This window comes from Mesorhizobium sp. M0601, assembly GCF_040320845.1.
GTDB lineage: Bacteria > Pseudomonadota > Alphaproteobacteria > Rhizobiales > Rhizobiaceae > Mesorhizobium.
On record NZ_JAMYQK010000005.1, the window covers coordinates 50,661 to 72,905 of the forward strand.

14 protein-coding genes and 1 pseudogene are annotated in these 22,245 nt (G+C 63.8%); 3 read left to right on the plus strand and 12 right to left on the minus strand.

Going from position 1 to position 22,245, the window contains the following annotated elements; translation table 11 throughout:
- Positions 1-62 precede the first annotated feature (62 nt).
- The 11 genes and pseudogenes from addA to NKI41_RS07390 all read right to left on the minus strand — a co-directional run bounded on the left by addA (position 63) and on the right by NKI41_RS07390 (position 17,432).
- Positions 63-3,574 (minus strand): annotated as a pseudogene (gene addA, locus NKI41_RS07340) (double-strand break repair helicase AddA).
- Positions 3,571-6,708, minus strand: coding sequence for a double-strand break repair protein AddB (gene addB / locus NKI41_RS07345; RefSeq protein ID WP_352682221.1), 3,138 nt, complete (start codon positions 6,706-6,708; stop codon positions 3,571-3,573). Before addB ends, addA begins: the two are co-directional and overlap by 4 nt.
- The gene (locus NKI41_RS07350; RefSeq protein ID WP_352451649.1) at positions 6,705-7,463 is read right to left on the minus strand and encodes a nucleotidyltransferase family protein; all 759 of its coding nucleotides are present in this window, start codon (positions 7,461-7,463) and stop codon (positions 6,705-6,707) included. The genes addB and NKI41_RS07350 overlap by 4 nt, the downstream gene beginning before the upstream one ends.
- Before the next feature lie 41 nt (positions 7,464-7,504).
- The gene (tsaE, locus tag NKI41_RS07355; protein ID WP_352682223.1) at positions 7,505-9,016 is read right to left on the minus strand and encodes a tRNA (adenosine(37)-N6)-threonylcarbamoyltransferase complex ATPase subunit type 1 TsaE; all 1,512 of its coding nucleotides are present in this window, start codon (positions 9,014-9,016) and stop codon (positions 7,505-7,507) included.
- An 8-nt stretch (positions 9,017-9,024) separates the two neighbouring features.
- Positions 9,025-11,586 carry a sensor histidine kinase gene (locus tag NKI41_RS07360; RefSeq protein WP_352539990.1) on the minus strand — a complete coding sequence of 854 codons (2,562 nt, stop codon included), beginning with the start codon at positions 11,584-11,586 and terminating at the stop codon, positions 9,025-9,027.
- Positions 11,587-11,774: 188 nt separating this feature from the next.
- Positions 11,775-13,175 (minus strand): adenosylhomocysteinase, encoded by a 1,401-nt coding sequence (gene ahcY, locus NKI41_RS07365; RefSeq protein WP_023677552.1) that lies wholly within the window; start codon positions 13,173-13,175, stop codon positions 11,775-11,777.
- Between the two features lie 411 nt (positions 13,176-13,586).
- Positions 13,587-13,883, minus strand: a complete 297-nt coding sequence (locus tag NKI41_RS07370) for an HPr family phosphocarrier protein (RefSeq protein ID WP_023677551.1) — start codon at positions 13,881-13,883, stop codon at positions 13,587-13,589.
- Positions 13,880-14,281: a PTS sugar transporter subunit IIA gene (locus NKI41_RS07375; protein ID WP_023677550.1), complete on the minus strand. Its 402-nt coding sequence runs from the start codon at positions 14,279-14,281 to the stop codon at positions 13,880-13,882. Before NKI41_RS07375 ends, NKI41_RS07370 begins: the two co-directional genes overlap by 4 nt.
- A 164-nt stretch (positions 14,282-14,445) precedes the next feature.
- Complete coding sequence (locus NKI41_RS07380; protein ID WP_352472572.1) at positions 14,446-14,892, minus strand: HPr kinase/phosphorylase; 447 nt, start codon at positions 14,890-14,892, stop codon at positions 14,446-14,448.
- 31 nt (positions 14,893-14,923) lie between these two features.
- Positions 14,924-16,708 (minus strand): sensor histidine kinase, encoded by a 1,785-nt coding sequence (locus NKI41_RS07385; RefSeq protein WP_023677548.1) that lies wholly within the window; start codon positions 16,706-16,708, stop codon positions 14,924-14,926.
- 22 nt (positions 16,709-16,730) lie between these two features.
- Entirely contained in the window at positions 16,731-17,432 is a 702-nt protein-coding gene (locus tag NKI41_RS07390; RefSeq protein WP_023677547.1) for a response regulator transcription factor, read from the minus strand.
- Positions 17,433-17,774: 342 nt separating this feature from the next.
- Between NKI41_RS07390 and NKI41_RS07395 the strand changes: the two genes are divergently transcribed.
- The 3 genes from NKI41_RS07395 to NKI41_RS07405 all read left to right on the plus strand — a co-directional run bounded on the left by NKI41_RS07395 (position 17,775) and on the right by NKI41_RS07405 (position 20,650).
- Positions 17,775-19,385: a phosphoenolpyruvate carboxykinase gene (locus tag NKI41_RS07395; RefSeq protein ID WP_352539988.1), complete on the plus strand. Its 1,611-nt coding sequence runs from the start codon at positions 17,775-17,777 to the stop codon at positions 19,383-19,385.
- A 78-nt stretch (positions 19,386-19,463) separates the two neighbouring features.
- The gene (arfB, locus tag NKI41_RS07400; RefSeq protein WP_023677545.1) at positions 19,464-19,901 is read left to right on the plus strand and encodes an alternative ribosome rescue aminoacyl-tRNA hydrolase ArfB; all 438 of its coding nucleotides are present in this window, start codon (positions 19,464-19,466) and stop codon (positions 19,899-19,901) included.
- Positions 19,902-20,032: 131 nt separating this feature from the next.
- Entirely contained in the window at positions 20,033-20,650 is a 618-nt protein-coding gene (locus NKI41_RS07405; RefSeq protein ID WP_352682226.1) for an alpha-ketoglutarate-dependent dioxygenase AlkB family protein, read from the plus strand.
- Here NKI41_RS07405 and NKI41_RS07410 read toward each other — a convergent pair.
- The gene (locus NKI41_RS07410; RefSeq protein ID WP_352682228.1) at positions 20,613-22,199 is read right to left on the minus strand and encodes a hypothetical protein; all 1,587 of its coding nucleotides are present in this window, start codon (positions 22,197-22,199) and stop codon (positions 20,613-20,615) included. The genes NKI41_RS07405 and NKI41_RS07410 overlap by 38 nt on opposite strands.
- Between the last annotated feature and the right edge of the window lie 46 nt (positions 22,200-22,245).

The following is a 22,245-nucleotide window of genomic DNA, read 5'->3' on the forward strand; positions in this document are numbered from 1 at the left end:
TTCGATTTATTCGTCGCACCAAATGTGGTGGTGATCGCGTCCGTCTTCAAGCAAGTGTTGTGTCACGCTCCCGTGAGTCTAGCAAGCGGTCGTCCATGACCGCTGCCGGCAGCTCGATCAGCCGCGGCGCCTCGGTGAACAGCAGCGCCGCCGAGACCTCGCGTCCCGGATAGAGCGGCTGAAGCAGCGCGCGATAAATTGCGAGCTGCAGAACATAGGCTTGCGGCACTTCGGCGAGCGTAGCTGGCGCTGGTCGATTGGTCTTGTAGTCGACGATCGAAACCTTGTCCGGCGTTACCGCCAACCGGTCGATCTTGCCGGAAATCGAGCGCAGTTTGCCCCTTACCTCCAGGCTGCCCATGATGGCGACTTCGGCGCGCGAGTTTGGCGCAAACAACGGCGCGAAGCGGCTGTCGGCAAGAATTCTGAAAACGCCAGCCAGGGCCTTGTCGCGCTCGTCGTCGGGCCATGCCGCGCCGGCTCTTGCCAGATAGCGTTCGGCGGCATCCCGGCGTGTTCCCTCGGCGATGCCGGGCAGCATCTGCAGCAATTTGTGCAGCGCCAGCCCGCGCACGACGGCCAAGCCGGGTTCGGCGTCGGCATCCAGTACCGGCGAACGCGTGTCGGCCACCGCTTGCCGCGCCTCGTCGATCAGCACCGAGGCGCCGGACGGCGAGAGCGGCCGCGGCAATTCCTCGAAGGGCGGCAGAGACTGGAACAGGGTTTCAGGCAGTGGTGCAAAGCGTTCCGCCTGTCGTGCCTCATTCACTGCCGCCAGTGGCATGGGCGGCAGTTTCGTCACCTGGAAACGATGCACGGTCTCGCCAGTGGCGGGATGCCGGTGTTCTTCGCTCTCCGCGGCACCGACCAGTGCGCGGCTGACGATCGAATGCCAGGTACCGGTATTCGGCGCCCGTTTGCCATGGTAGCCGCAGACGATCAGCCGATCCTCGGCGCGGGTCATGCCGACATAGAGCAGCCGGCGGTATTCGTCGTCGGCGAGCTCGCGGGCGCGGGCCGATGCGGCGCGTGAAAACCCATTTGCGACATCGCTGGCCGAACGCCAGAGATAGCCCTTGCCCTCCCAGCAGTCGCCCGAGCCTTCGAACGGCATCAATCTCGGCAGATGCTGGTCACTGAACGGCGCGGAGCCGCCATCGACAAGGAATACCACCGGCGCCTCCAGGCCTTTGGCGGCATGCACGGTCATGACGCGAACCTCGTCGCGGGTCTGGTCCATTTCGCGCTTGATCTCGGGGCCGGCGTTTTCCAACGTCGACAGGAAGGATTCCAGTCCCGGCAGGCCGGTCCGCTCCTCGGCCAGGCAGAAATTCAGGAATTCGTCGAGGACGTCGCCGGCCTCCGGCCCGAGCCGCGCGATCATCTTCTTGCGCAGGCCGTCGCGGGCGAGAGCTGCAGCATAGAATTCGAACACCGGCTTGAATGCGGCCTCGTTCGACCATGTGCCGAGCCGGCTGACGACGGCGGCCAACGCCTCACTTTCGCCGGCATGCCGGCGCAGCGAGGCGATCAGCGAGACGCCCGATGGCCTCTCCGCAGCAAGCGCGAAAAGCTGCTCTTCCGAGACATCGAAGATCGGGCTGCGCAGCACGGCGGCCAGCGACAGATCGTCCTCGGGCTGGATGAGAAAATGACCGAGTGCGATCAGGTCCTTCACCGCGATATGGCCAGGCAGGCTGAGCCGGTCGGCGCCGGCCACCGGGATGTCGCGGCGCTTCAACGCCCGTGTCAGCGCATGGACGAAGCGGTCGCGCTTGCGCACCAGCACCAGCACGTCGCCGGGCCGGAGTTTCTTGCCACGCCCTTCGATGACCTCGCCGCCGCCGATCCAGCCGGCAATGGTCGCTGCAACGTTTTCGGCAACGCGCACCGCCGGTGCGTGGGCGTGATCCACCGCTTGCGTCCAGTCGTCCGGTTCGTCGACGACGTCGGCGCCGAGCGAGGGCCAGACGTCGACATAGCCCGGCGCATCGTTGCGGATCGCCTTGTGGTCGAGCGGATCGGGATCGTGGCTGATGCCGCGCCGCACGTTCGGGTCAGCAAAGACACGATCCACCGCCGCAAGCACGTCGTCGGTCGAGCGAAACGACCAGGTTAGCTTGAGATCGGCGAAGGCGGCGGCGGCGGATCTGACTTTGCCGGCAAACAAAAGCCGGCTGTCGGCAAAGGAGTCCGGGGCGGCTCCCTGGAAGGAATAGATCGACTGCTTTTCGTCGCCGACCGCAAAGATGGTGCGGTGGACGGCGTCGCGTGCGCCGAGCCCGGCAAAGAACTCCTCCGCCAGCCGCTTGACTACCTCCCACTGGTCGGGACTGGTGTCCTGCGCCTCGTCGAGGAGGATGTGGTCGATGCCCTGGTCGAGCTTGTACTGCACCCATGGGCCGGCGTCGGGCCGCGCCAGTAGATGGACCGTGCGGGTGATCAGGTCGTTGAAGTCGAGGAAGCCGCGCGCGCGCTTCAATTGCTCGTAGCGGGCGATCAGCCAGTCGGCGATGGTCAGCGCCGCACGCGTGCCTTCCAGCATCCTGAACAAGGCCAGCCTGTCGGAGATTTCGAGAATGGCGTCGACCGCCGCCAGATATCGTTCGGCAAGATCGGGCAACCGGTGAAGCAATGCCCTTTTAAACGTCTTTGCCGGATCGTAAGGCTCGCCGTCGGCCCTCAGGAAAGCCTTGGAGAGCAAATTCAGGCGACGTACCGGATGCTCCTCGGCAAAGGCAAGGCGGGCGTATGGCAGCAGATTGTTCAGCAGGATGCGCGCATCGGCGGCCTCGGCTGCCCGTGAAAAGGTGACGAGATAATCCGGCAGGAAGCCGGGCAGCGGCCAGACCGAGGCGGCTATACCTTCGGCCGTCTGGCCGGCGCGGAAATGGAACTCGTCGAACAGCGCCTGAAAACCATCGCCGCCGGCCGCGGCGATGAACGCACGCAAACCATCGCGCTTGCGCACGATCTCGGCCAACAGTGCGTCGAGCCCATGCTCGCCGCCGCGCTCCAGCACGGTGGCGAAGGCCTCGGACAATGCCGCATCGCCTGCAACGCCGCCCGAAATCATGTCGCGGCGGGCGGCGGCAAACAGCGAAGCCTCCATTTGCGGATCGAGCATTTCGAAATGCGCAGGGATATTGGCTTCCAGCGGGAACTGATGCAGCACCGATTCGCAGAAGGCGTGGATGGTCTGGATCTTCAGCCCGCCGGGTGTTTCCAGCGCCTCGGCAAACAACCGCCGCGCCCGGCGCATGGTTTCGCGGTCGGGCTGGCGGCCGTCCAGCGCCTCTATCCGTGTCGAGAGCTCGGCATCGCCCAGGGCCGTCCATTGCGACAGGGTCGAAAACACCCGGTTCGACATGTTGGCGGCGGCGGCACGCGTATAGGTCAGGCACAGGATCTTGGACGGATCGGTGCCGCGCAGCAACAGCCGGATAACGCGCTGGGCGAGTACATGGGTCTTGCCGGATCCGGCATTGGCCGACACCCATGCGGAATTGCGCGGATCGGAGGCGCTTGCCTGACTGGCGGCAGTGTCGCTTGGAATGGGATAGGCCTTTTTCATGCCTCCCCTCCCTCGTCATCGGCGTCGCCGCCGGCGGACCATTCGAGCACGCGGGCGAGATGGTCGTAGTCGCCGTCGGTCTCGCCCTCGCGGAACGGCAGCGCCCGCGACAGATAGCCGGTCGCCGGGTCGGCGTAGTGGATCAGCAGTTTTTCCAGCCGCGCCCACGCTTCTTCGGCGAGATCGGCGGCGGTTCGCGGCTTGCGGTTGTATTCGAGGATGGATTCCTCGAACACTTCGCCATTCGGCCTCAGCCGCACGAAGGCCAGTTGCGACGGCTCGCAAGCGCCAAGCTCCTTGAAAGCGCCGCGCCTGAGCAGCGCGCCCTCCAGTGCCAGTTGCGGCGCGAGCAGCGTGTGCGCCTGTGCTTTGGATGGCGAGGAGCCGGTCTTGTAATCGAGGATGTCGGCCATGCCGCCGGCCAGCAGATCGATGCGATCGGCATAGCCGGACAGGGTCATACCGGATCGGCCGACACCGGTCTTTTCGGCGCGTTCCTCGGCGTGCCGCCGTGCCACGGCTGCGGCCCGGCCGCGCTCCCATTCGATGATGCCGGCGGCAAGCTTTTCGAAGCGTGGCCACCACACCGCCTCGACATCGGCGGGCAGGGCCGCGCCTGCAAAGCAGGAGCGGCCTGCGGCGATGAGCCCGACCAGCGCCTCCGGCGCGCACGGGTCGGCCACCGTCGCTGAGAAGAGGTGCAGAACGGCGTGAAACAGCGTGCCACGCTCGGCAGCGCCCGGATCGCGAATGACCGGATCGAGCGGCATCAGGCCGAGTATCCTTCTGGCATAGACCGCATAGGGATCGCGACGCAGCGTTTCGATCTCGGTGACCGAGAAGTGGTGCGGCCGTGCGGCGATCGGCGGTTTCGGCTGCGGCCGCGGCGCAAAGTCCTGCTTTTCGCCGGCATCGAGCACACGCGCCCAGGCAAGCAGTTCATCGCCGCGCCGGCGAAGTGCAGCAGCGTGGTCCTCGCCAACGAATGTAAGGATGCGCTGCAGCCAGCGCGAAGGTACCGACGGTGCGTCGCCGGAGCGGCCGGAGCGAGCCAGCACCACTTTTTTGGCGCCCATGGCCATCTGGAAATCATGGGCGGCAAGGCCGATGCGCCGCTCGGGCGGTTCAAGATCGATGCCGGTCTTCATCAGCCGCGACATGAAGCGGTCGCTCTCCGGCTTGCGCGGCCACACGCCTTCGTTGAGCCCGCCGACGACCAGCGTGTCGACATCCTGAAGCCGCGCTTCCAGCACACCCCAGATTGCGATGTTCCTGTCGGTGCCCTGCGCCGGCTTGACCGTCTCGGGCGCGATCAGCGCCTCCATCACGTCAGGCCATTCGTCAGCGGCGAAGGAGAACGACACCGAGGCCGCGACCAGCCCGCGCAAGAGCTCGGCGAGCTTTTCGCCGGCATCGCCCGCATAGAGTTCGCTCAGGCTGCCGTCAGCGGCGCGGCCGAGACTTTCGAGCGCAACGACGCTGGCGCGCACAAGGGTGGCAAGATCGGCATTCTCGTCGCCGCGAAAAGCAACCAGCGGCGCCAGCGCGGCCGTTAGCCGGATCAGCAGGTCGCGCGCCTGTTCGATGCGCCTGACCGAAAGCCGCGGCCACCAGAAGGGTGGGCGGCGATTGCCGCCGCCGTCGAATTCGAGGAGCCGGGTGTCGAAGAGCTGCGGCAGCGACGCCACGTCCGGACGCCCTGTGCCGCCGCGCAGCCCCACGAGTTCGACGATTTCGGCCGCATAGCGCACGCTTGCCCGCTCCAGGCCGAGGCCAAGCAGGGGATGCTTGAGCAGCGACAGCAGGGCGACGGGGTCGCCCGGGCGGAAGGCTGCCTGAAGCGCCAGCCTGAGCAGGCTGGCAGCTGGTGTGTTGATCAGCGGCGTGCCGCCGGAATCGTCGGCGGCAACGCCGAAGCGCAGCAGCTCGACTGAGACGCGCCGCGCCAGAGCGCGGTCGCCGGTGACGAGTGCGGCGCGCTGGCCGGGCCGTTCGACGGCCTGTTTGAGCGCGACGGCGATCGCCACGGCTTCGTCTCGTTCGCTGGCGGCTTCGAGAAGCGTCACATCGGCGAAGGCCTCGGCAATATCGCCGGCCCTAAAGCGGGCGCGCGTCTCGGCCCAAAGCTCGGTGGTCTCCGCCGGGCGCAGCGCGTCGCCGACAAGTGCGGCGCGCAGCGCAAGCGGTCGCGGCGCAACAGCAATCTCCTCGACATCGGCGCGCGGCACGCCGATCTTGCCGATCAACTTTGCCAGGCCGTATTGCGGGTGGCCAAGCACGGCTGGGCGCGCGCCCGGTGTGGTGATCGCGGCAAAGGACGGCTCGTCCAACGCCCGGTCGAGCCCGGGCAGCACAACAGCGCCATTGGGCAGACCGGCGATCACGGCAAGCAGCTCGGCCGTGGCGGGAATGGAGCCGGTGGAACCGGCGGCGATCACCGGTCCGGCTGGCGGATTACGCTTCAGCCGCGCCGCCTCCAGCCTTATCAGGGCATTACGATGCGCGGCCGGATTGGAACGATGGCGTTCCTCGAGCAGGTTCGGCCAGTTCTCCGTCACGATGGTCAGGAAGTCGAGTGTCACCTGCCACCAGCCTGCAAGATTGCCGGTTACAAGCTCGGCGAGCCTTGCCCAATCCGTGCCTTCGGTGTCGATCTCATCCATCAGGCGTGCAAGGTCGCGCGCCAGCCAGATGGCGTCGGCGGCGGAGGCCGGTATGACGATCTCCTCGTCGAACAAAGCCGCGACATGTGCCGGCAGGCGGCGTTTCCACGCCCGCACCAGCGGCGCAAGCAGCAGAAGACGCTCGACCGCGGCGATCGGCGGCGCAAGGTCGATGGCGGCCGAAGCTCCTGCCTCGAAGGCGGCTTCATCTTCATCGAACTCACCAAGCGGGCGGATGACCGGCAGGATCGCCGAGCGGCTTCCCGAGCGCGAGAGAGCATCGACGAAGACGCCGCGAAGCGCCCGCGCCGCACGGCGCGTCGGCACATAGATGGTGAGATCGGCCAGCGCCAGCGGATCGCCGTCATAGGCGAAGCCGGGAACCAAGCGCCCCGCAAGCAGCGCCTCGGCCAGCGTCGGCAGGAACGGCGCTCCGGGCGGGATCGAGAAAACGCGGCGGGAGCCGCTCATTTCGACTCGGTAAGAGCGCCGGGTGCCTCAGCAACAGCATTGGGCGTGCCGGCAAGCGCGGCGGCGACCGCTGCTTCCGCCCGCGGGATCGCGTCAGGTGTGCCGACAGTAATCCAGTGACCCTGCATTTTCATGCCGAACAAGCGGCCGGCGGCGATTGCCGCATCGAAATAGGCGTTGAGAGAGTGTGGACCGGCCGGCGCATCCTTGAAGATGCACGGATGGACGATTGCGGCGCCGGCATAGATCAGGCCGGCCGGATCGTTGTTCGCACGCCGCAAGGCGCCGTCCGGCGCCACCAGGAAATCGGTGCCGCCGCTATGTCCGGTTGCCGACTGGAGATCCGCAAGCATCAGCAGAATGTCCATTGTCGCGCCCTCCCATGCAAGGGCAAGACGCCTGAGATTGGAAACGCCGCTGTCGATCCAGAAGGTGTCGGCGTTGAGCACATAGAAGGGCGCCCCTAACCTGGGCAATGCCTTGACGATACCACCGGCGGAGTCAAGCAAGCCCCTACTCTCATCCGAGATGACGATTCTCGGCGCACTGCGGCGGGCTACATGGTCCACGATCTGTTGCGGGAGGTAATGGACGTTGACGACGGCCTTGGCGACGCCGGCTTCGGCTAGGCAGTCCAGCCCCCAGTCGAGCAATGTCTTGCCGGCGACCTTGACCAGCGGCTTCGGCATGGTGTCGGTGATCGGCCGCATGCGCTTGCCGAGCCCGGCGGCGAGCACCATGGCGGTCGTCGGCATCGGCTGCTCATCCGACGCCTTCGGGCCCAAATCCTTAGCCGTCAAATCGAGCGTTCCTCCAGCAAGCCGTGGGCGATGTAGAAATCCTGCAGCCCGGCCAGCGCCGGATGCGCCAGTGCCCGGCGAAGATAGTCGCGGATGCGCGGCAGATGCTTCAGATAATAAGGCTTGCCGTCGCGTTTTTCGAGCCGCACGAAGATGCCGAGGATCTTGGAATTGCGCTGTGCGGCCATGATTGCATAGGTTTCGCGGAATTCGTTCTCATCGAAGGCACCGGCAGCGCGTCGCGCGGCGATGTAGGCGGCGAGCGTGTGCTTTTCGATTTCGGGTGAGATAGTGACGCGCGCGTCCATGGCGAGCGAGGCGACGTCGTAGGCGGACGGCCCGATCAGCGCGTCCTGGACATCGACGACGCCGAGACGGTCGTGACCGGAACGGTCAGCGCGCCAGATCAGGTTGGGTGAATGGAAATCGCGCAGCATCAGCGTGTATTCGCGCCCCTCCAGCCGATCGAGCACCGCACTCCATTCGCTGCGATAACCGGCGCGCAACGCCTCGCTTGGCGAAGCGCCTGATATCGCCGGGACATACCAGTCGACCAGCAATTCGGCCTCGATCATCATGGCGTCGCGGTCGAAAGGCGGCACGTCGTGGAAGACGCCGGGGCCGGCCTGCATGCGGGCCGGCCATGTTTTGCCGTGCATCATGGCAAGCAGTTCGGCCGCCGCCGCATAACGCGCGGCCACCGGCTGGCCGCGCTTGTCGAGGAAGCCTTGGGAACCGAGATGCTCCAGCAGAAGAAAACCCTGGTCGAGATCCTGGGCATGAATTTCCGGGACGCTGACGCCGCCGGCCCGCAAGGCCCGGTCGATGGCGACGAACGCCGAAACGGATTGCGCGGTGTGAGCGATCTCGGCATAGGGTTTGCCGTCGCGGACTGGCGGTCCGAGCACCAGCCTTGGCGAGTTCATCAGCACGCGCGGCGGAAATCCGGCGAGCGTGACGATCTCGTAGGAGCGAGCCGAGGCATCACCGATGAAATATCGTCGCTGCGCTTCGCCCCAACCGGCCTGCCCGAGAAAATCGCGCATTGCCAGCGATCGCGCCGCGCGCTCGAAGGCGGCGCCCTCTCCCGATAGTCTCGCCAGTCGGCCGTCGCCCTGCTGGAGAAGTTCGACCAGCACCGAGGTTTTCGGCAGATATGCCTCTGCCCGCTCCGGCCATTCGACCAGCGCGGCGCCTTGCGTCAGCGCCTCGTCGAAGCCCAGCTCGTCCAGCTCGGATGCCGTGCCCAAGCGGTAGAGATCGAAATGATGAACCGGCACACGCGCGTCGTAGCTCTGGACCAGCGTGAAGGTCGGGCTCGGCACGTCGAGCCCGGCATCGTCGGCCAGTGCCCTGATCAGCGCCCGTGCCAAGGTCGATTTGCCGGCGCCGAGATCGCCCTTGAGGGCGAGCACGTCGCCGACGCGCAGCGACATGGCGAGATCCTCGCCGAACCTTGCCGTCGCAGCCTCGTCGGCGAGAAAACGCTCCAGCACCAATACCGCCATCGAACGCGCTACTCGGCCGCCGCGCGGATGCCGGACGGCGTGTCGGGAAAGGCGCAAACAACCGTGGTGCCCTTATCCCTGCCGGTCTCGATGCGGACGCTGCCGCCATGCAGTTCGACAAAGCTCTTGACGATCGACAGGCCGAGCCCGGCGCCACGGCGGCGGCCGCCATTGGTGCGCGGCTCGAAGCGCCGGAACACTGAGTCAAGCAGGTCCGGCGGCATGCCGGGGCCGTCATCGTGAACGGAAAATTCCACGCCGTCGGCAAGTTGGCGGCAGGCGAGCGTTATGGTGCTCGCCTCCGGCGCGTAATTGGCGGCATTGCTGAGCAGATTGAAGAGGATCTGGCGGACGCGGATCTCGTCGCCGTGGAAGGTTTTCGGCGCGGCCGCCGCGTCGATCCTGAGCTTGATCGCATGTTCCTCCAGCCGGTCGGCGACCAGTTCGGCGGCAGCCGTAATGGTTCGATCGATGTGAACTTCGGAAATGTCGAGTTCCATGATGCCGGCATCCACCGTCGCCAGGTCGAGGATGTCGTTGACGATGGTGAGCAGGACCGAGGAGGACGAGCCGACATGCCCGATATATTCGCGTTGCTTCTGGTTCAGCGGACCAGTCGACGGCAGTGAAAGAAGCTCGGTAAAGCCGATGATGTTAGTGAGTGGCGAGCGCAGCTCATAGGAGACGTGCTGCACGAATTCGTTCTTGATCTGGTCGGACTTTTGCAGCGCCTCATTCTTGTCCTTCAGCGCCCGCTCGACATTGACGCTGTCGGTAACGTCGACGAAGGTCATCATCACCTGGCCGTTGGGCAAAGGGATGACGGCGTAGCGCAAAACGGTGCCGTTGTTCAATTCGGTTTGGCCGTGGCGGTCGCGGCGCTCGTCGTCGAAGCCGGTGATGGCGGCAACGAACCCGCCCCACGGACTGTCGACGGCACGGCGGTCGCAAAGGTCGCGGATCGTCGAGACATGGACGTTGGGTTTTGAGGCATCGGCATCCAGCCCCCACAATGCCGCGAACGCCGGGTTCGACAGTCTCAGCCTGCCGTCGGGGCCGAACACAGCGACGCCTTCGGCGAGGTTGTCGAGCGTCTCGCCCTGGACCCGGACGGCGGTCTGGTAGCGGCTTTCAAGGTCCATCTTCTCGGTCAGGTTCTCGAACACCCAGGTGACGCCGCCCTTGGGCTGCGGATTGGCGACGACGCGAATGGTCTTGCCGTCCGGCAGATGCCACCAATGCTCCTGCGATTCAACCGCGCGGTAAGCGCCGAGCAGGCTCTCTTTCCAGCGCCGCCATTCGGGCTGCTCGGCGATCTTGCCTTCGCTGCGCAGGCGGTCGAGCAGCAAGGCGTTGTCCGGCGCGCTGTGCAGGAAGCCGCTGTCGAGGCCCCATAGTTTCTGGAACGCCTGATTGAAAAACCGCAATTTCTCGTCGGTGTCGAAAATCGCCACGGCGGTGTTGAGCTGATCGAGCGTGTCGGCGTGGCTCTGCATGGTCCGCTCATATTCGGCGCGAATGGCCTCGATAGCGCTGATGTCGCAGGCAAGACCAGCCGAACCATCCGCCCCGGCAAAATCGGTCACGGCAAACATGCGGCGGTCGCCTTCGATGACCGTGGAGAGCGTCTGTTCAAAGACCGCGCGCGACCTGTGCTGCGCAGCGATCGTGTCGCGCGCCTGGCCGCCGAGGAATTCCTTGCCATCGCGGACCGCCGCTTCGGCATTCTCGGCCTCGACCGCTTCGGCATAGGCGCGGTTGACCCATTTCAGCCGCCCGTCGACAGTACGCAGCCATGACGGCATCTTGAGCGCATCCAGAAGACCGATCAGCGTCTCATGGTCGGCAGCTAAGCGCTGGTTCTCGATCTTCAGCCTGGCCTGGCTTCGCTGTGTCTCCGAAAGCGAGACGAAGCGAACCAGCACATGCGCCGCACTCTTGCGGCCGTGAACCTCGAGCGGCTGGCCGGCCTGCGATTCGATGACCAGATCGAACGGCTTTGCCTTGTCCCGCAGTGCCGCGACGGCATGTTCGAGTGCAGCCGCCGAACGCGGCATCAGCCAGCGGCCGAAAGCCAGGAAGGCCGCCCGGTCCTCCGGCGCGCCGCTCTCGATCGGCAATGTCCCGACAAGCTCGGGCTTCTTGTTCTCGGCCGCCCATACCACCACGCGCTGATCGCGGGAATGGAGCAGCGCCTCCGAGCGCTGCAGCGCGGCATTGACGTCGGCGATACGGGTCCTGAGCTCGGCATTTTCCGCCGCGGTGCGCGCCCGTTCGCGGATCAGAAAGATGGCCGACAGCAATGCCGCCCCCATGACGCCGACGAACATGGCGAGTTGCATGACCTCGACCGTGCTGACCGACAGCCCGGCCTTTTGCGCCACGCGGGTTTGGGCATGTGCAGTAAAGCCAAGCAGCGGACCAACCAGCGCGGAAGAAGCAAGCAGCACCCCGACACGGCTGCCGGCGCGCCATAGAAGGCTGCCGCCTCTGGCAGCGGAGCCCGTGATCGAATCGTTATGGCCGCCGGAAACGGCCTGTCCCGCGCAAGGCGGGTTATCCCCCGGCATGTCTTGGTCCTCTTCGCCGCCTGAATGCAAGACCGCCCTGATGCGTGCGCCCGGGCCTCGTCCCCGGACCGCGAATCAGCACCATAGCGCTTGCGCGAATCGGCGTGAAGAATCAATCAGCGCAAAAATAAAGCCGGGCGAAAAGTCAATCGCCCGGCTTCAATATCTAGTGGCAAGTTTCGCCGTGGTTAATAGCGGTAGTGTTCCGGCTTGAACGGTCCCTGCGGAGTGACGCCGATATAGGCGGCCTGTTCGCCGGACAGTTCGGTCAGGCGGGCACCGAGCTTGTCGAGATGCAGGCGCGCGACCTTTTCGTCGAGATGCTTCGGCAGGACATAGACCTGGTTCTCGTACTGGCCGGGCTTGGTGTACAGCTCGATCTGGGCCAACACCTGATTGGTGAAGGACGCCGACATGACGAAGCTCGGGTGGCCGGTAGCGTTGCCGAGGTTGAGCAGGCGGCCTTCCGACAAAAGGATCATCCGCTTGCCGTCCGGGAAGGTGATCATATCCACCTGAGGCTTGATGTTGGTCCATTTCAGGTTGCGCAGCGAGGCCACCTGGATCTCGTTGTCGAAGTGACCGATGTTGCCGACGATCACCATGTCCTTCATCAGGCGCATGTGGTCGAGGGTAACGACGTCCTTGTTGCCGGTGGTGGTGATGACGATGTCGGCCGTCGGCGCCGCGTCTTCGAGCGTGACCACCTCGAAACCGTCCATCGCCGCCTGCAGCGCGCAGATCGGATCGACCTCGGTGACCTTGACGCGGGCGCCGGCGCCTTTGAGCGAAGCCGACGAGCCCTTGCCGACGTCGCCATAGCCGCAGACAACCGCGACCTTGCCAGCCATCATCGTGTCGGTGCCCCGGCGAATGCCGTCGACAAGCGATTCCTTGCAGCCATATTTGTTGTCGAATTTCGACTTGGTGACGGAATCATTGACGTTGATCGCCGGGAACGGCAGCAGGCCTTTTTTCTGCAACTGATAGAGCCGGTTGACGCCGGTCGTCGTCTCTTCGGTGACGCCGCGGATCGCTTCCTTCTGCTTGGTGAAGAAGCCGGGCGATGCCTGCATGCGCTTCTTGATCTGGGCAAACAGGATCTCTTCCTCTTCGCTGCCCGGATTGGACAGCACATCCTCGCCGGCCTCGGCGCGGGCGCCGATCAGGATGTACATGGTGGCATCGCCACCGTCATCGAGGATCATGTTGGAGGTGCCGCCATCGGCCCACTGGAAGATCTTGTCGGTGTAGACCCAATAATCCTCCAGCGTCTCGCCCTTGACGGCAAACACCGGAATTCCGGCCTCGGCAATGGCCGCGGCAGCGTGGTCCTGGGTCGAGAAGATGTTGCAGGAAGCCCAGCGGATGTCGGCGCCGAGCGCTTTCAGCGTTTCGATCAGCACCGCCGTCTGGATGGTCATGTGCAGCGAACCGGTGATGCGCGCGCCCTTGAGCGGCTTCTTGTCGCCGAATTCCTCGCGGCAGGCCATCAGGCCGGGCATTTCGGTTTCGGCGATCTCGATCTCCTTGCGGCCCCAGCCGGCAAGCGCGATGTCAGCGACCACATAGTCCTTGCTACCCGTCATGGCAGTGCTCCGATGCGAATTGATTGCGGGACGCGCCCGCCCCGAAGGCATTTCGGAGGGCGCGAGTTGCCGGCCTGACTAGCAGATCGGGAGTGGGACGACAATGGGATATAAAGAAATCTTTATCCGTGCATGTCTTCAGCGGCGGCGGCCATGAGAGCGCGCAGAAGGGGTGCTGTCCAAGGTGGCCGTCCCTCAGACCTCAAATCGGCAACACTTTCAAAGCCGGAAACAAAAACCCGCCTCGGCGGGCGGGTCTTCGGGGCCAATTGGCACCATAGCGAAATTAGTAGCATAGCTGCCGGCACAAAGCAAGAACAAAATACGCGACGGTCGCGCAAAAATGCGATTTCCTTCACCGCCGCAAGGTTGCGCCCGAACATGCCGTAGCAGGTGCCGTCGGCGAAGCCGTCAGCACTCCTCGCCGAAACGGGAAGCAACCAGTTGCTCCAGCGCATCGATGACCTCTTCGGCCTCCGGGCCGGTGGCGGTGACGCGTATCGAATAACCGGGGCTCGCCGCCAGCATCATCAGGCCCATGATCGAGGTGCCGCCGACCTTGACGCCGTCCTTCTCGACCTGGACCGTGGCGTTGAAGCCGCTGGCGATTTGAACGAACTTGGCCGAGGCGCGCGCATGCAGGCCGCGCTGGTTGACGATTGGAAAGTCGCGAACGATCTTGTCCTTTTCCGGCAACAGCGCGCTCATTTGCTGCTCAGGAGTTGACTGGCGACATTGATGTATTTGCGGCCGGCAGCCTGCGCCTCATCCAGCGCGGCCGTCATGTTGTCGCCCTTGCGAACGCTGGACAGCTTGATCAGCATCGGCAGGTTCATGCCGGCAATGACCTCGATACGCCCGGATTCCATCACGGAAATGGCGAGGTTAGAGGGCGTGCCGCCGAACATGTCGGTCAAAACGATGACGCCTGATCCCGTATCGACGCGGCCGACTGCCTCGATAATGTCGCGGCGGCGCTGTTCCATATCGTCGTCGGCACCGATCGCCACGGTCTCGAAATTGTCTTGTGGCCCAACGACATGTTCCACGGCATTGCGGAACTCGGCGGCCAGTTGACCGTGCGTTACAAGCACGAGTCCGATCATTCTTTGGTGGCTCCCGTCATCGCCGCTTCACAGGCGCATTTTATGCTCGCCGACCGTTCCAGGTGGCGGGAGCGCTATCTTGTCGACGCAAGGCCCGTTGACAAGCCCAAAATTGCGCCGGCCCAAGCCAATTTGACGCATTGCAGCAAAAAATCGAAATCGGATCACAGGAAAGGCGCAATCGACAGGCGCGACATCACTGCCGGCAAGGCCGCCGCTACATTGCGCCCGGCAAGATCGATGCGCGGCACTGGTACGCCGACAACGAGTTCGCAGCAGTCTTCCTGGAAGCGGGCCATTTTGCCGGCTGGCACCAGCCGGATAATGAGGTCGATCACGCAGCTTGGCTCGAACCGTATCGGTTTGGGGCCGAATCCCGGGACCTCGACGAGGCCGGCTATGCTGGCTGGTGCGCGGCAGACCAGCCGCCCGTCGCAATCTGCAGCATAGAGCTGGTCATCGCCGATCAGCCGGGAAAACAGCCCACGCTGGCTGCAATGATCGATCAAGGCGAGCGCCAGCGTCGTCTTGCCCAAGCCGGACGGTCCGGTGATGAGAATGCCGCGATCACCTATCAGGATCGCGGTGCCGTGAATATTTTCAGGCTGCACAATAGGACCAGGCGTGATTGGAATTCATCCGTCAGCCTTCCGCCGGCAGCGTCACCACGAAGCGCGCGCCCTTGATCTCGCCAGGCTTGGTGCCCGGGATGTTCTCGGCGCTCAGCGTGCCGCCATGGGCTTCAACGATCTGCCTGGATATCGACAGGCCAAGGCCCGAGTTCTGACCGAACGCCTCGCCGGCCGGCCGATCGGTATAGAACCGCTCGAAAATGCGGTCGATGTTATCGGCCCGGATACCGGGTCCATTGTCGTCGATGGTGACGATGTTGAACTTGCCGGCGCGCGCCAGCGATATGGTGATGTGGCCACGTTCCTCGGGAACGAACGAGCGGGCATTCTCGATCAGGTTGGTGATCACCTGGCCGATCCTCAGATCATGACCGACGACGAAGTAGCCTTTCACGCCCTGCGGCAGTTTGGCGACCTTGAATTCGATCTCGACCGCCTTCTTGTTGCGCGTTGCCTCGCGCGAGACGGCGACCAGATCGGTGATGAACTTCTTGAGGTCGACGGTTCCTGCATCTTCCCGCGCCAGCTCGGCATCGAGACGGGAGGCATCGGAAATATCGGTGATGAGACGGTCAAGCCGCCTCACATCGTGCTGGATGATATCCATCAGCCGGCTGCGCGAATTGTCGTTCCTGGCCAGCGGCAATGTCTCCACCGCGCTGCGCAGCGAGGTAAGCGGGTTCTTCAACTCGTGCGAGACATCCGCGGCAAAACTTTCGATCGCCTCGATGCGGGCGTAGAGCGCGTTGGTCATGTCGCGCACGGCGATCGACAGATTGCCGATCTCGTCCTGGCGGTCGGAGAAGTCGGGGATTTCCTCGCGGTTCTTGACGCCGCGGCGAACCCTGACCGCCGCCGCGGAAAGCCGGCGCAGCGGGTTGGCGATGGTGGAGGCCAGCAGCATCGACAGGATGGCGGTAACCAGGGCGGCAATGCCGAACACGCGCAGGATCGCCTTGCGCTCGGCCGCGACGATCTTGTCGATGTCGCCGCCTTCGGTCGACAGCATCAGCACGCCGAGAACGGCACGGAAGCGCTGGATCGGTACCGCCACTGAAACGATCTGCTCGCCCTGCTCCGAGATCCGCACGATCGTCGACGGACTGCCGGTAAGCGCCTTGACCACTTCAGGAAACGCGGCGCCGTTGCCACCTGGCTGCTCGCGATAGACAGGCAGCTGCTTGTTGCGAAAGAAATCAAAGACGAATTTCTGGATGCGCTCCAGAAGGTCCGGCTGCTCCTCTTCGACCGGCGGCAAATCGTAGCGAAGGATCTGGCCGCGCGAATAGAGATGGCGGGAATCGAGCAGCAGGTTGGCGTCGCGGTCGTAAATGCGGGCGCGTGTGCGCGTCGGCGAGATCAACCGCCTGAGCACCGGCGCCACGCGCTCCGGATTGATCGGAAAATCGAGGTTGTCGAGCTGATCGGAGCCCGGGCCGAGGCTTTCGCCGGCCTGCAACTCGAGCAGCTTCTCCGGATCGATGCTGATCGAATCGGTCTCGACCGTCGCCGAGGCGGCGATCGCGCCGGCGATGATCTCGCCTTGAGTCATCAGGCTCTCGACACGGGCGTCGATCAGCCCGTCACGAAAGGTATTGAGATAGAGAATGCCGGTGACCAGGACGGCAAGGCCGGCAAGGTTGAGAAAGAGGATACGCCGCGTCAGGCTGGAAAAGATGTGATGGCCGAGAAACCGGCGCATCGGCACCGTAATTTTCGACACGAAGGCGGGCAGAATCCGCGGCGGGCGCCTGGCGGCGCCCGACCGTCTCACTCGCTCTACTTGCACTGCCATCGAATAGCAGCTCCCGCTCGACTCAAGCTTCGCGGAACCGATATCCGACTCCGTAAAGGGTTTCGATCATTTCGAAGTCATCATCGACGGCCTTGAACTTTTTGCGCAGCCGCTTGATGTGACTGTCGATGGTGCGGTCATCGACATAGACCTGCTCATCATAAGCCGAATCCATCAGCGCATCACGGCTTTTTACGACCCCCGGACGCTGTGCCAGCGAATGCAGGATGAGGAACTCGGTGACGGTCAGCGTCACCGGCTCGCCCTTCCAGGTGCAGGTGTGGCGCTCCTGGTCCATGACAAGCTGGCCGCGCTCAAGCGACCGGGCCTGCTGGTTGGGCGCCTTGGCCGCCGCCTCGCGGGTGCTGGCGCGGCGCAGCACGGCGCGGACGCGCTCCACCAGAAGACGCTGCGAGAAGGGTTTGCGGATGAAGTCGTCGGCGCCCATCTTGAGGCCGAACAGTTCATCGATCTCATCGTCCTTGGAGGTCAGGAAGATCACCGGCAGGTCGGATTTCTGACGCATCCGGCGCAGCAACTCCATGCCGTCCATGCGCGGCATCTTGATGTCGAGGATGGCGAGGTTCGGCGGGCGCGCCGCCAGTCCCTCCAGCGCCGATGCCCCATCCGTGTAGGTTTCGACCCGATAACCCTCGGATTCGAGGGCGATCGAAACCGAAGTCAGAATGTTGCGATCGTCGTCGACAAGCGCGATTGTTGCCATTTCAAGCGGCTCCCTCATGAGCTGTCCCTTCTTTCGTCGAGAAGGGGCTTTTGCAGGACAAATTAGGTACAAAATGTGGCACAGGCTGTATCCGCTGTCACGCGCGGCATGTCGACGGCTACAATTGTACCTCGATATGGATTGGACGAATGAACATCGCCAATCCTTTGGGCAACCATCAGTGTTTTTGCACATATAAACGATTTAAACAACTTTCAAAATATTTAAATCGATTAATGATTTGATATCATTCGCCTTTTCTGGTTTTGACGTTTTTAGCTCCTGCAATGGGGGTTCCGGAATTCGCCGGTAAAGACGCGGTAAATCGAAGAAGGGACACCCATGTCGGAAGCCGGCAAACGCAATCCTGCATGTGCAATCGATCGCATCGACCTGAGAACCACGGGCGTGGTGCGCTATAATTTCGGCGCGGCCGCGCTCTACGAGGAGGCAATCCGCCGTGGCGAGGCCCGACTCACCGCGCATGGCGCGCTTGCCGCCGAGACCGGGCAGCACACCGGCCGCTCGCCCAGGGACAAATTCGTGGTGCGCGACGAAAGCACCGCGCCGCATATATGGTGGGACAACAACAAAGCGATTTCGCCGATCCAGTTCGATACGCTGCTTGCCGATTTTCGCGCCCACGCGGCTGGAAAGGACCTTTATGTGCAGGACCTGGTCGGCGGCGCCGACGAGGAACTGAAGCTGCCGACCAGGGTGATCACGGAGCTTGCCTGGCACTCCTTGTTCATCCGCAATCTGCTCATCCGACCGGCCGCCGCCGAACTCGAGCATTTCATGCCCGATTTGACGATCATCGACCTGCCGTCGTTTCGCGCCGATCCCGCCCGCCACGGCACGCGCGGCGAAACGGTGATTGCCGTCGATCTTTCGCACATGATCGTGTTGATCGGCGGTACCTCGTATGCCGGCGAGATGAAGAAGTCGGTGTTCACCGTGCTCAACTACCTGCTGCCGGCAAAGGGTGTGATGCCGATGCACTGCTCGGCCAATGAAGGGCCCGTCGGCGACGCGGCCGTTTTCTTCGGCCTTTCCGGGACCGGCAAGACGACGTTGTCGGCCGACCCGTCGCGCACGCTGGTCGGCGACGACGAGCATGGCTGGGGACCGCACGGCATCTTCAATTTCGAGGGCGGCTGCTATGCCAAGACGATCAAGCTTTCGGCCGAAGCCGAGCCGGAGATCTTCGCCACCACCCAGCGCTTCGGCACGGTGCTGGAGAATGTGGCGCTCGACGCAGGCCGCGTGCCGGATTTCGACGACGGCGGGCTGACCGAAAACACACGCTGCGCCTATCCGCTCCACTTCATCCCCAATGCCAGCAAGACGGGGCGCGCCAGCCACCCGAAGAACATCATCATGCTGACCGCCGACGCATTCGGTGTGATGCCGCCGATCGCGCGGCTGACCCCGGCGCAGGCCATGTACCATTTCCTCTCCGGCTATACCGCCAAGGTGGCGGGGACCGAGAAGGGTGTTACGGAACCCGAAGCGACATTTTCGACATGCTTCGGCGCACCGTTCATGCCGCGGCATCCGTCGGAATATGGCAATCTGCTGCGCGAGCTCATCGCCCGCCACGGCGTCGATTGCTGGCTGGTCAACACCGGCTGGACCGGCGGCGCCTACGGCACCGGCAAGCGAATGCCTATCAAAGCAACGCGGGCGCTGCTTGCGGCGGCGCTCGACGGCTCGCTGAAAGCGGCCGACTTCCGCACCGACGCCAATTTCGGTTTCGACGTGCCCGTGACGGTTGCCGGCGTCGACCGCGCCATTCTCGACCCTAGATCGACTTGGATCGACAAGCCCGCCTACGACCGGCAGGCGGCAAGGCTGGTCGGCATGTTCGTCGACAATTTCGAAAAATTCGAAGCCCATGTCGACGCCACCGTGCTCGGCGCCGCACCACGCATGCAGGTAGCGGCTGAATAGCCGTCGCCCCTGGTGATGCTTCAAGGCCGGCTTCGATCGGGCCTTTTCTTTTTTCGCCTGCCGCGCCATGAGTGCGGCATGAACGCCGACGACAAGATCATCATTACCGACGATGCGGTGATTAATCCGGGCGACCTGCACGAGGACTTCATCCGTTCGTCCGGCCCGGGCGGCCAGAACGTCAACAAGGTGGCGACGGCAGTGCAATTGCGCTTCGATGCCGCCAATGCGGCTGGCCTGTCGGAGCGGGTGCGCGAACGGACCATCAAGCTTGCCGGCCAGCGCGCCACCAAGGACGGCGTCATCGTCATTGAAGCCGGACGCTTCCGCACCCAGGAGCAGAACCGGGCGGACGCCCGGGCGCGGCTGACGGCACTGGTCGCCAAGGCCGCCGAACCACCACCACCACCGCGCAAGAAGACCAGGCCGTCCAAAGGCGCGGTCGAAAGACGGCTCAAGAGCAAGGCCGGGCGCGGCTCGATCAAGAAACTGCGCGGCCGGGTCGGGGATGAGTGACAGCCGAAGCGGCTTCGGATCTCAGATCGCCGGTTAAAGCGCGCAGCCACCGTCGGAGGCGGCTTTCGGGTCGCCGTTTTCATTTGACGGTGGCATTCTGATTTCTCCAGACCAACGGATTAAGCGACGCGATGCTCGTACTGCCCAAAGGCGTCCGCCATATGCCCGGCTACCTGTCGCGCGCCATGCAGGAAGTGCTGGTGGAAGATATCAGGCAGGTCGTGCAGAACGCGCCGCTGTTCGTGCCGGCGATGCCGCGTACCGGCAAGGAGATGAGCGTGCGCATGACCAATTGCGGTCCGCTGGGCTGGGTCACCGACAAGGAGCACGGCTATCGCTACCAGCCGACCCACCCGGTGACCGGAAGGCCTTGGCCGCCGATCCCGGAGATGCTGCTCGAACTGTGGCGGGATGTATCTGCCTATGCGCGCCCGCCGGAAGCCTGCCTGGTCAATTTCTATTCGCAGGATGCCAAGATGGGTCTTCACCAGGACCGCGACGAGAGCGATTTCTCCGCGCCCGTCGTCTCGGTGTCGCTCGGCGACGATTGCCTGTTCCGGGTCGGCCAGACGACGCGCGACGGCGCCACCAAATCGTTCAGGCTGAGGAGCGGCGACGTCGTCGTGCTTGGCGGCGAAGGGCGGCTCTGCTTTCACGGCGTCGACCGTATCTACCCGTCGACCTCGGCATTGCTCAGGAGTGGCGGCCGCATCAATCTGACGCTGCGACGGGTGACGATTCCGAAATAGGCTGTTCGGGTGGCCGGTGGCCCGGGCGGACATAATCGTCGCGCAGATAGATGCGCTCGGCCTCGTCCTCGATAAGAATGCGGTAGTGCGCCAGGATGGCGTCAAAGCCAAAATGCCCCGTCAGTTGGCTTGTCCACATCGTGTTGTTTTTCTTGAAGACGACGATATCCGGGCGCAGACGCACGAACTCTTCGCGTTTGCTTTCGACGTAGCGCGCCATGATGGCTCGGTAACGCATGGCTTCGGCGGTGTCACCCGAGAGAGCTGCCTGCCGGGACAGGGAAAGTGCGAACGCTCCAAGCCAATCGCTGACGTGGGTTGAAACGAACTGCCCATCGATCATACGGTTCAACGGATGTCCCGAGGAAATATCCGAACTAACCAACGCTACGGTCGGCCGATCGGTGGCGGCGCGAATTGCGGCAACCAGCGCCGGCCCTGGTTTCTGAGTGCTCCAGTACGGCAAGAAAGCGATTGCCACCGCCGCCAATGCCCAAGCTCGCGAAGGAGCCGTCACGAACGTCAACAGCTTCGACGGCCGCTGCACGATCCTGGGCAGTGCCAACAGGCAGAAAATGGCTGCCACAGCGCAAAAGATCGCGGGATAGGCATGATAAGACCAGCCTTTGGCTTGGTAGAACAGGGGAAACATGCCGGCGATCGATGCCGCCAACGCTACCGCCGCCAGCTCTGGAAACCGCCTGGCCGGCCACAGCCACCAGATCAGGAAGACAAGGAAACACCACGAGAAACCGTAGCCGATCACAATCGGCCAAAAGATGCCGATCTTTGCATAAACGTCCGCCAAGAGGGGATAGATGTCGCGCACGAATTCCGGATGGATCAGCGTGACCGTGCCGAGATAGACAACGCAGATGCCGCCAATGACCCAGTGTTCCAGGGCGAAGATCGATTTCAGACTGCGCCGGCGCACTGCAACGACCAGCGCCGGCGCCAACACCATGATCGCATAGTAGGGCTTGACCAGCAGCAGAATGCTGCCCGACAGGCCGGCGAGTACGGCGAGCCCGGGGTCTGGTTGGGCAGCTGCATCTCTGCGCGCGCGCCAGGCATGAAGCGCAAGCAGCGGCATGAAAAGTGCCGTGCCGATATGCTCCCGCTCGCTGAAGGCATTTCCGGGGAAGACCACCAACATTGCGCAAAACGCTGGCCCCAGTGCAAACAATGATGCAGTTTCGGTGAAACCCGCACGCTTGACGATCACGCCCGAGAGCGAAAGTCCGATAAGCACGGCAAGGTATGTCCAGGCCTCAACCAGGATTTCCGGGGCGGTGCCCAGCAATCTGGCCGCAGCCACTGGCGGCAGATAGAGCCAGACGCTGAATGGGGGATTGGTCTCGTAGATTTGCGAGTAAAGCCGCTCACCGGACAGCATACGCTCGCAGACCGTGATCAGCCAGCTAGTGTCGGGAACAGTCCCCCAACGTCGCTGCCAGAAGATCGAGAAGACGGTGACTGCCGCAATGGCCAGGACATTGCGGCTAGGAAGCAGCGACGCCGCAATATCCCGGTCGCGCCAGCGGCTCAAGCCGCCAATGTCGTTCGAGACGCTCATGCTGTTGCACCGAGGCTCT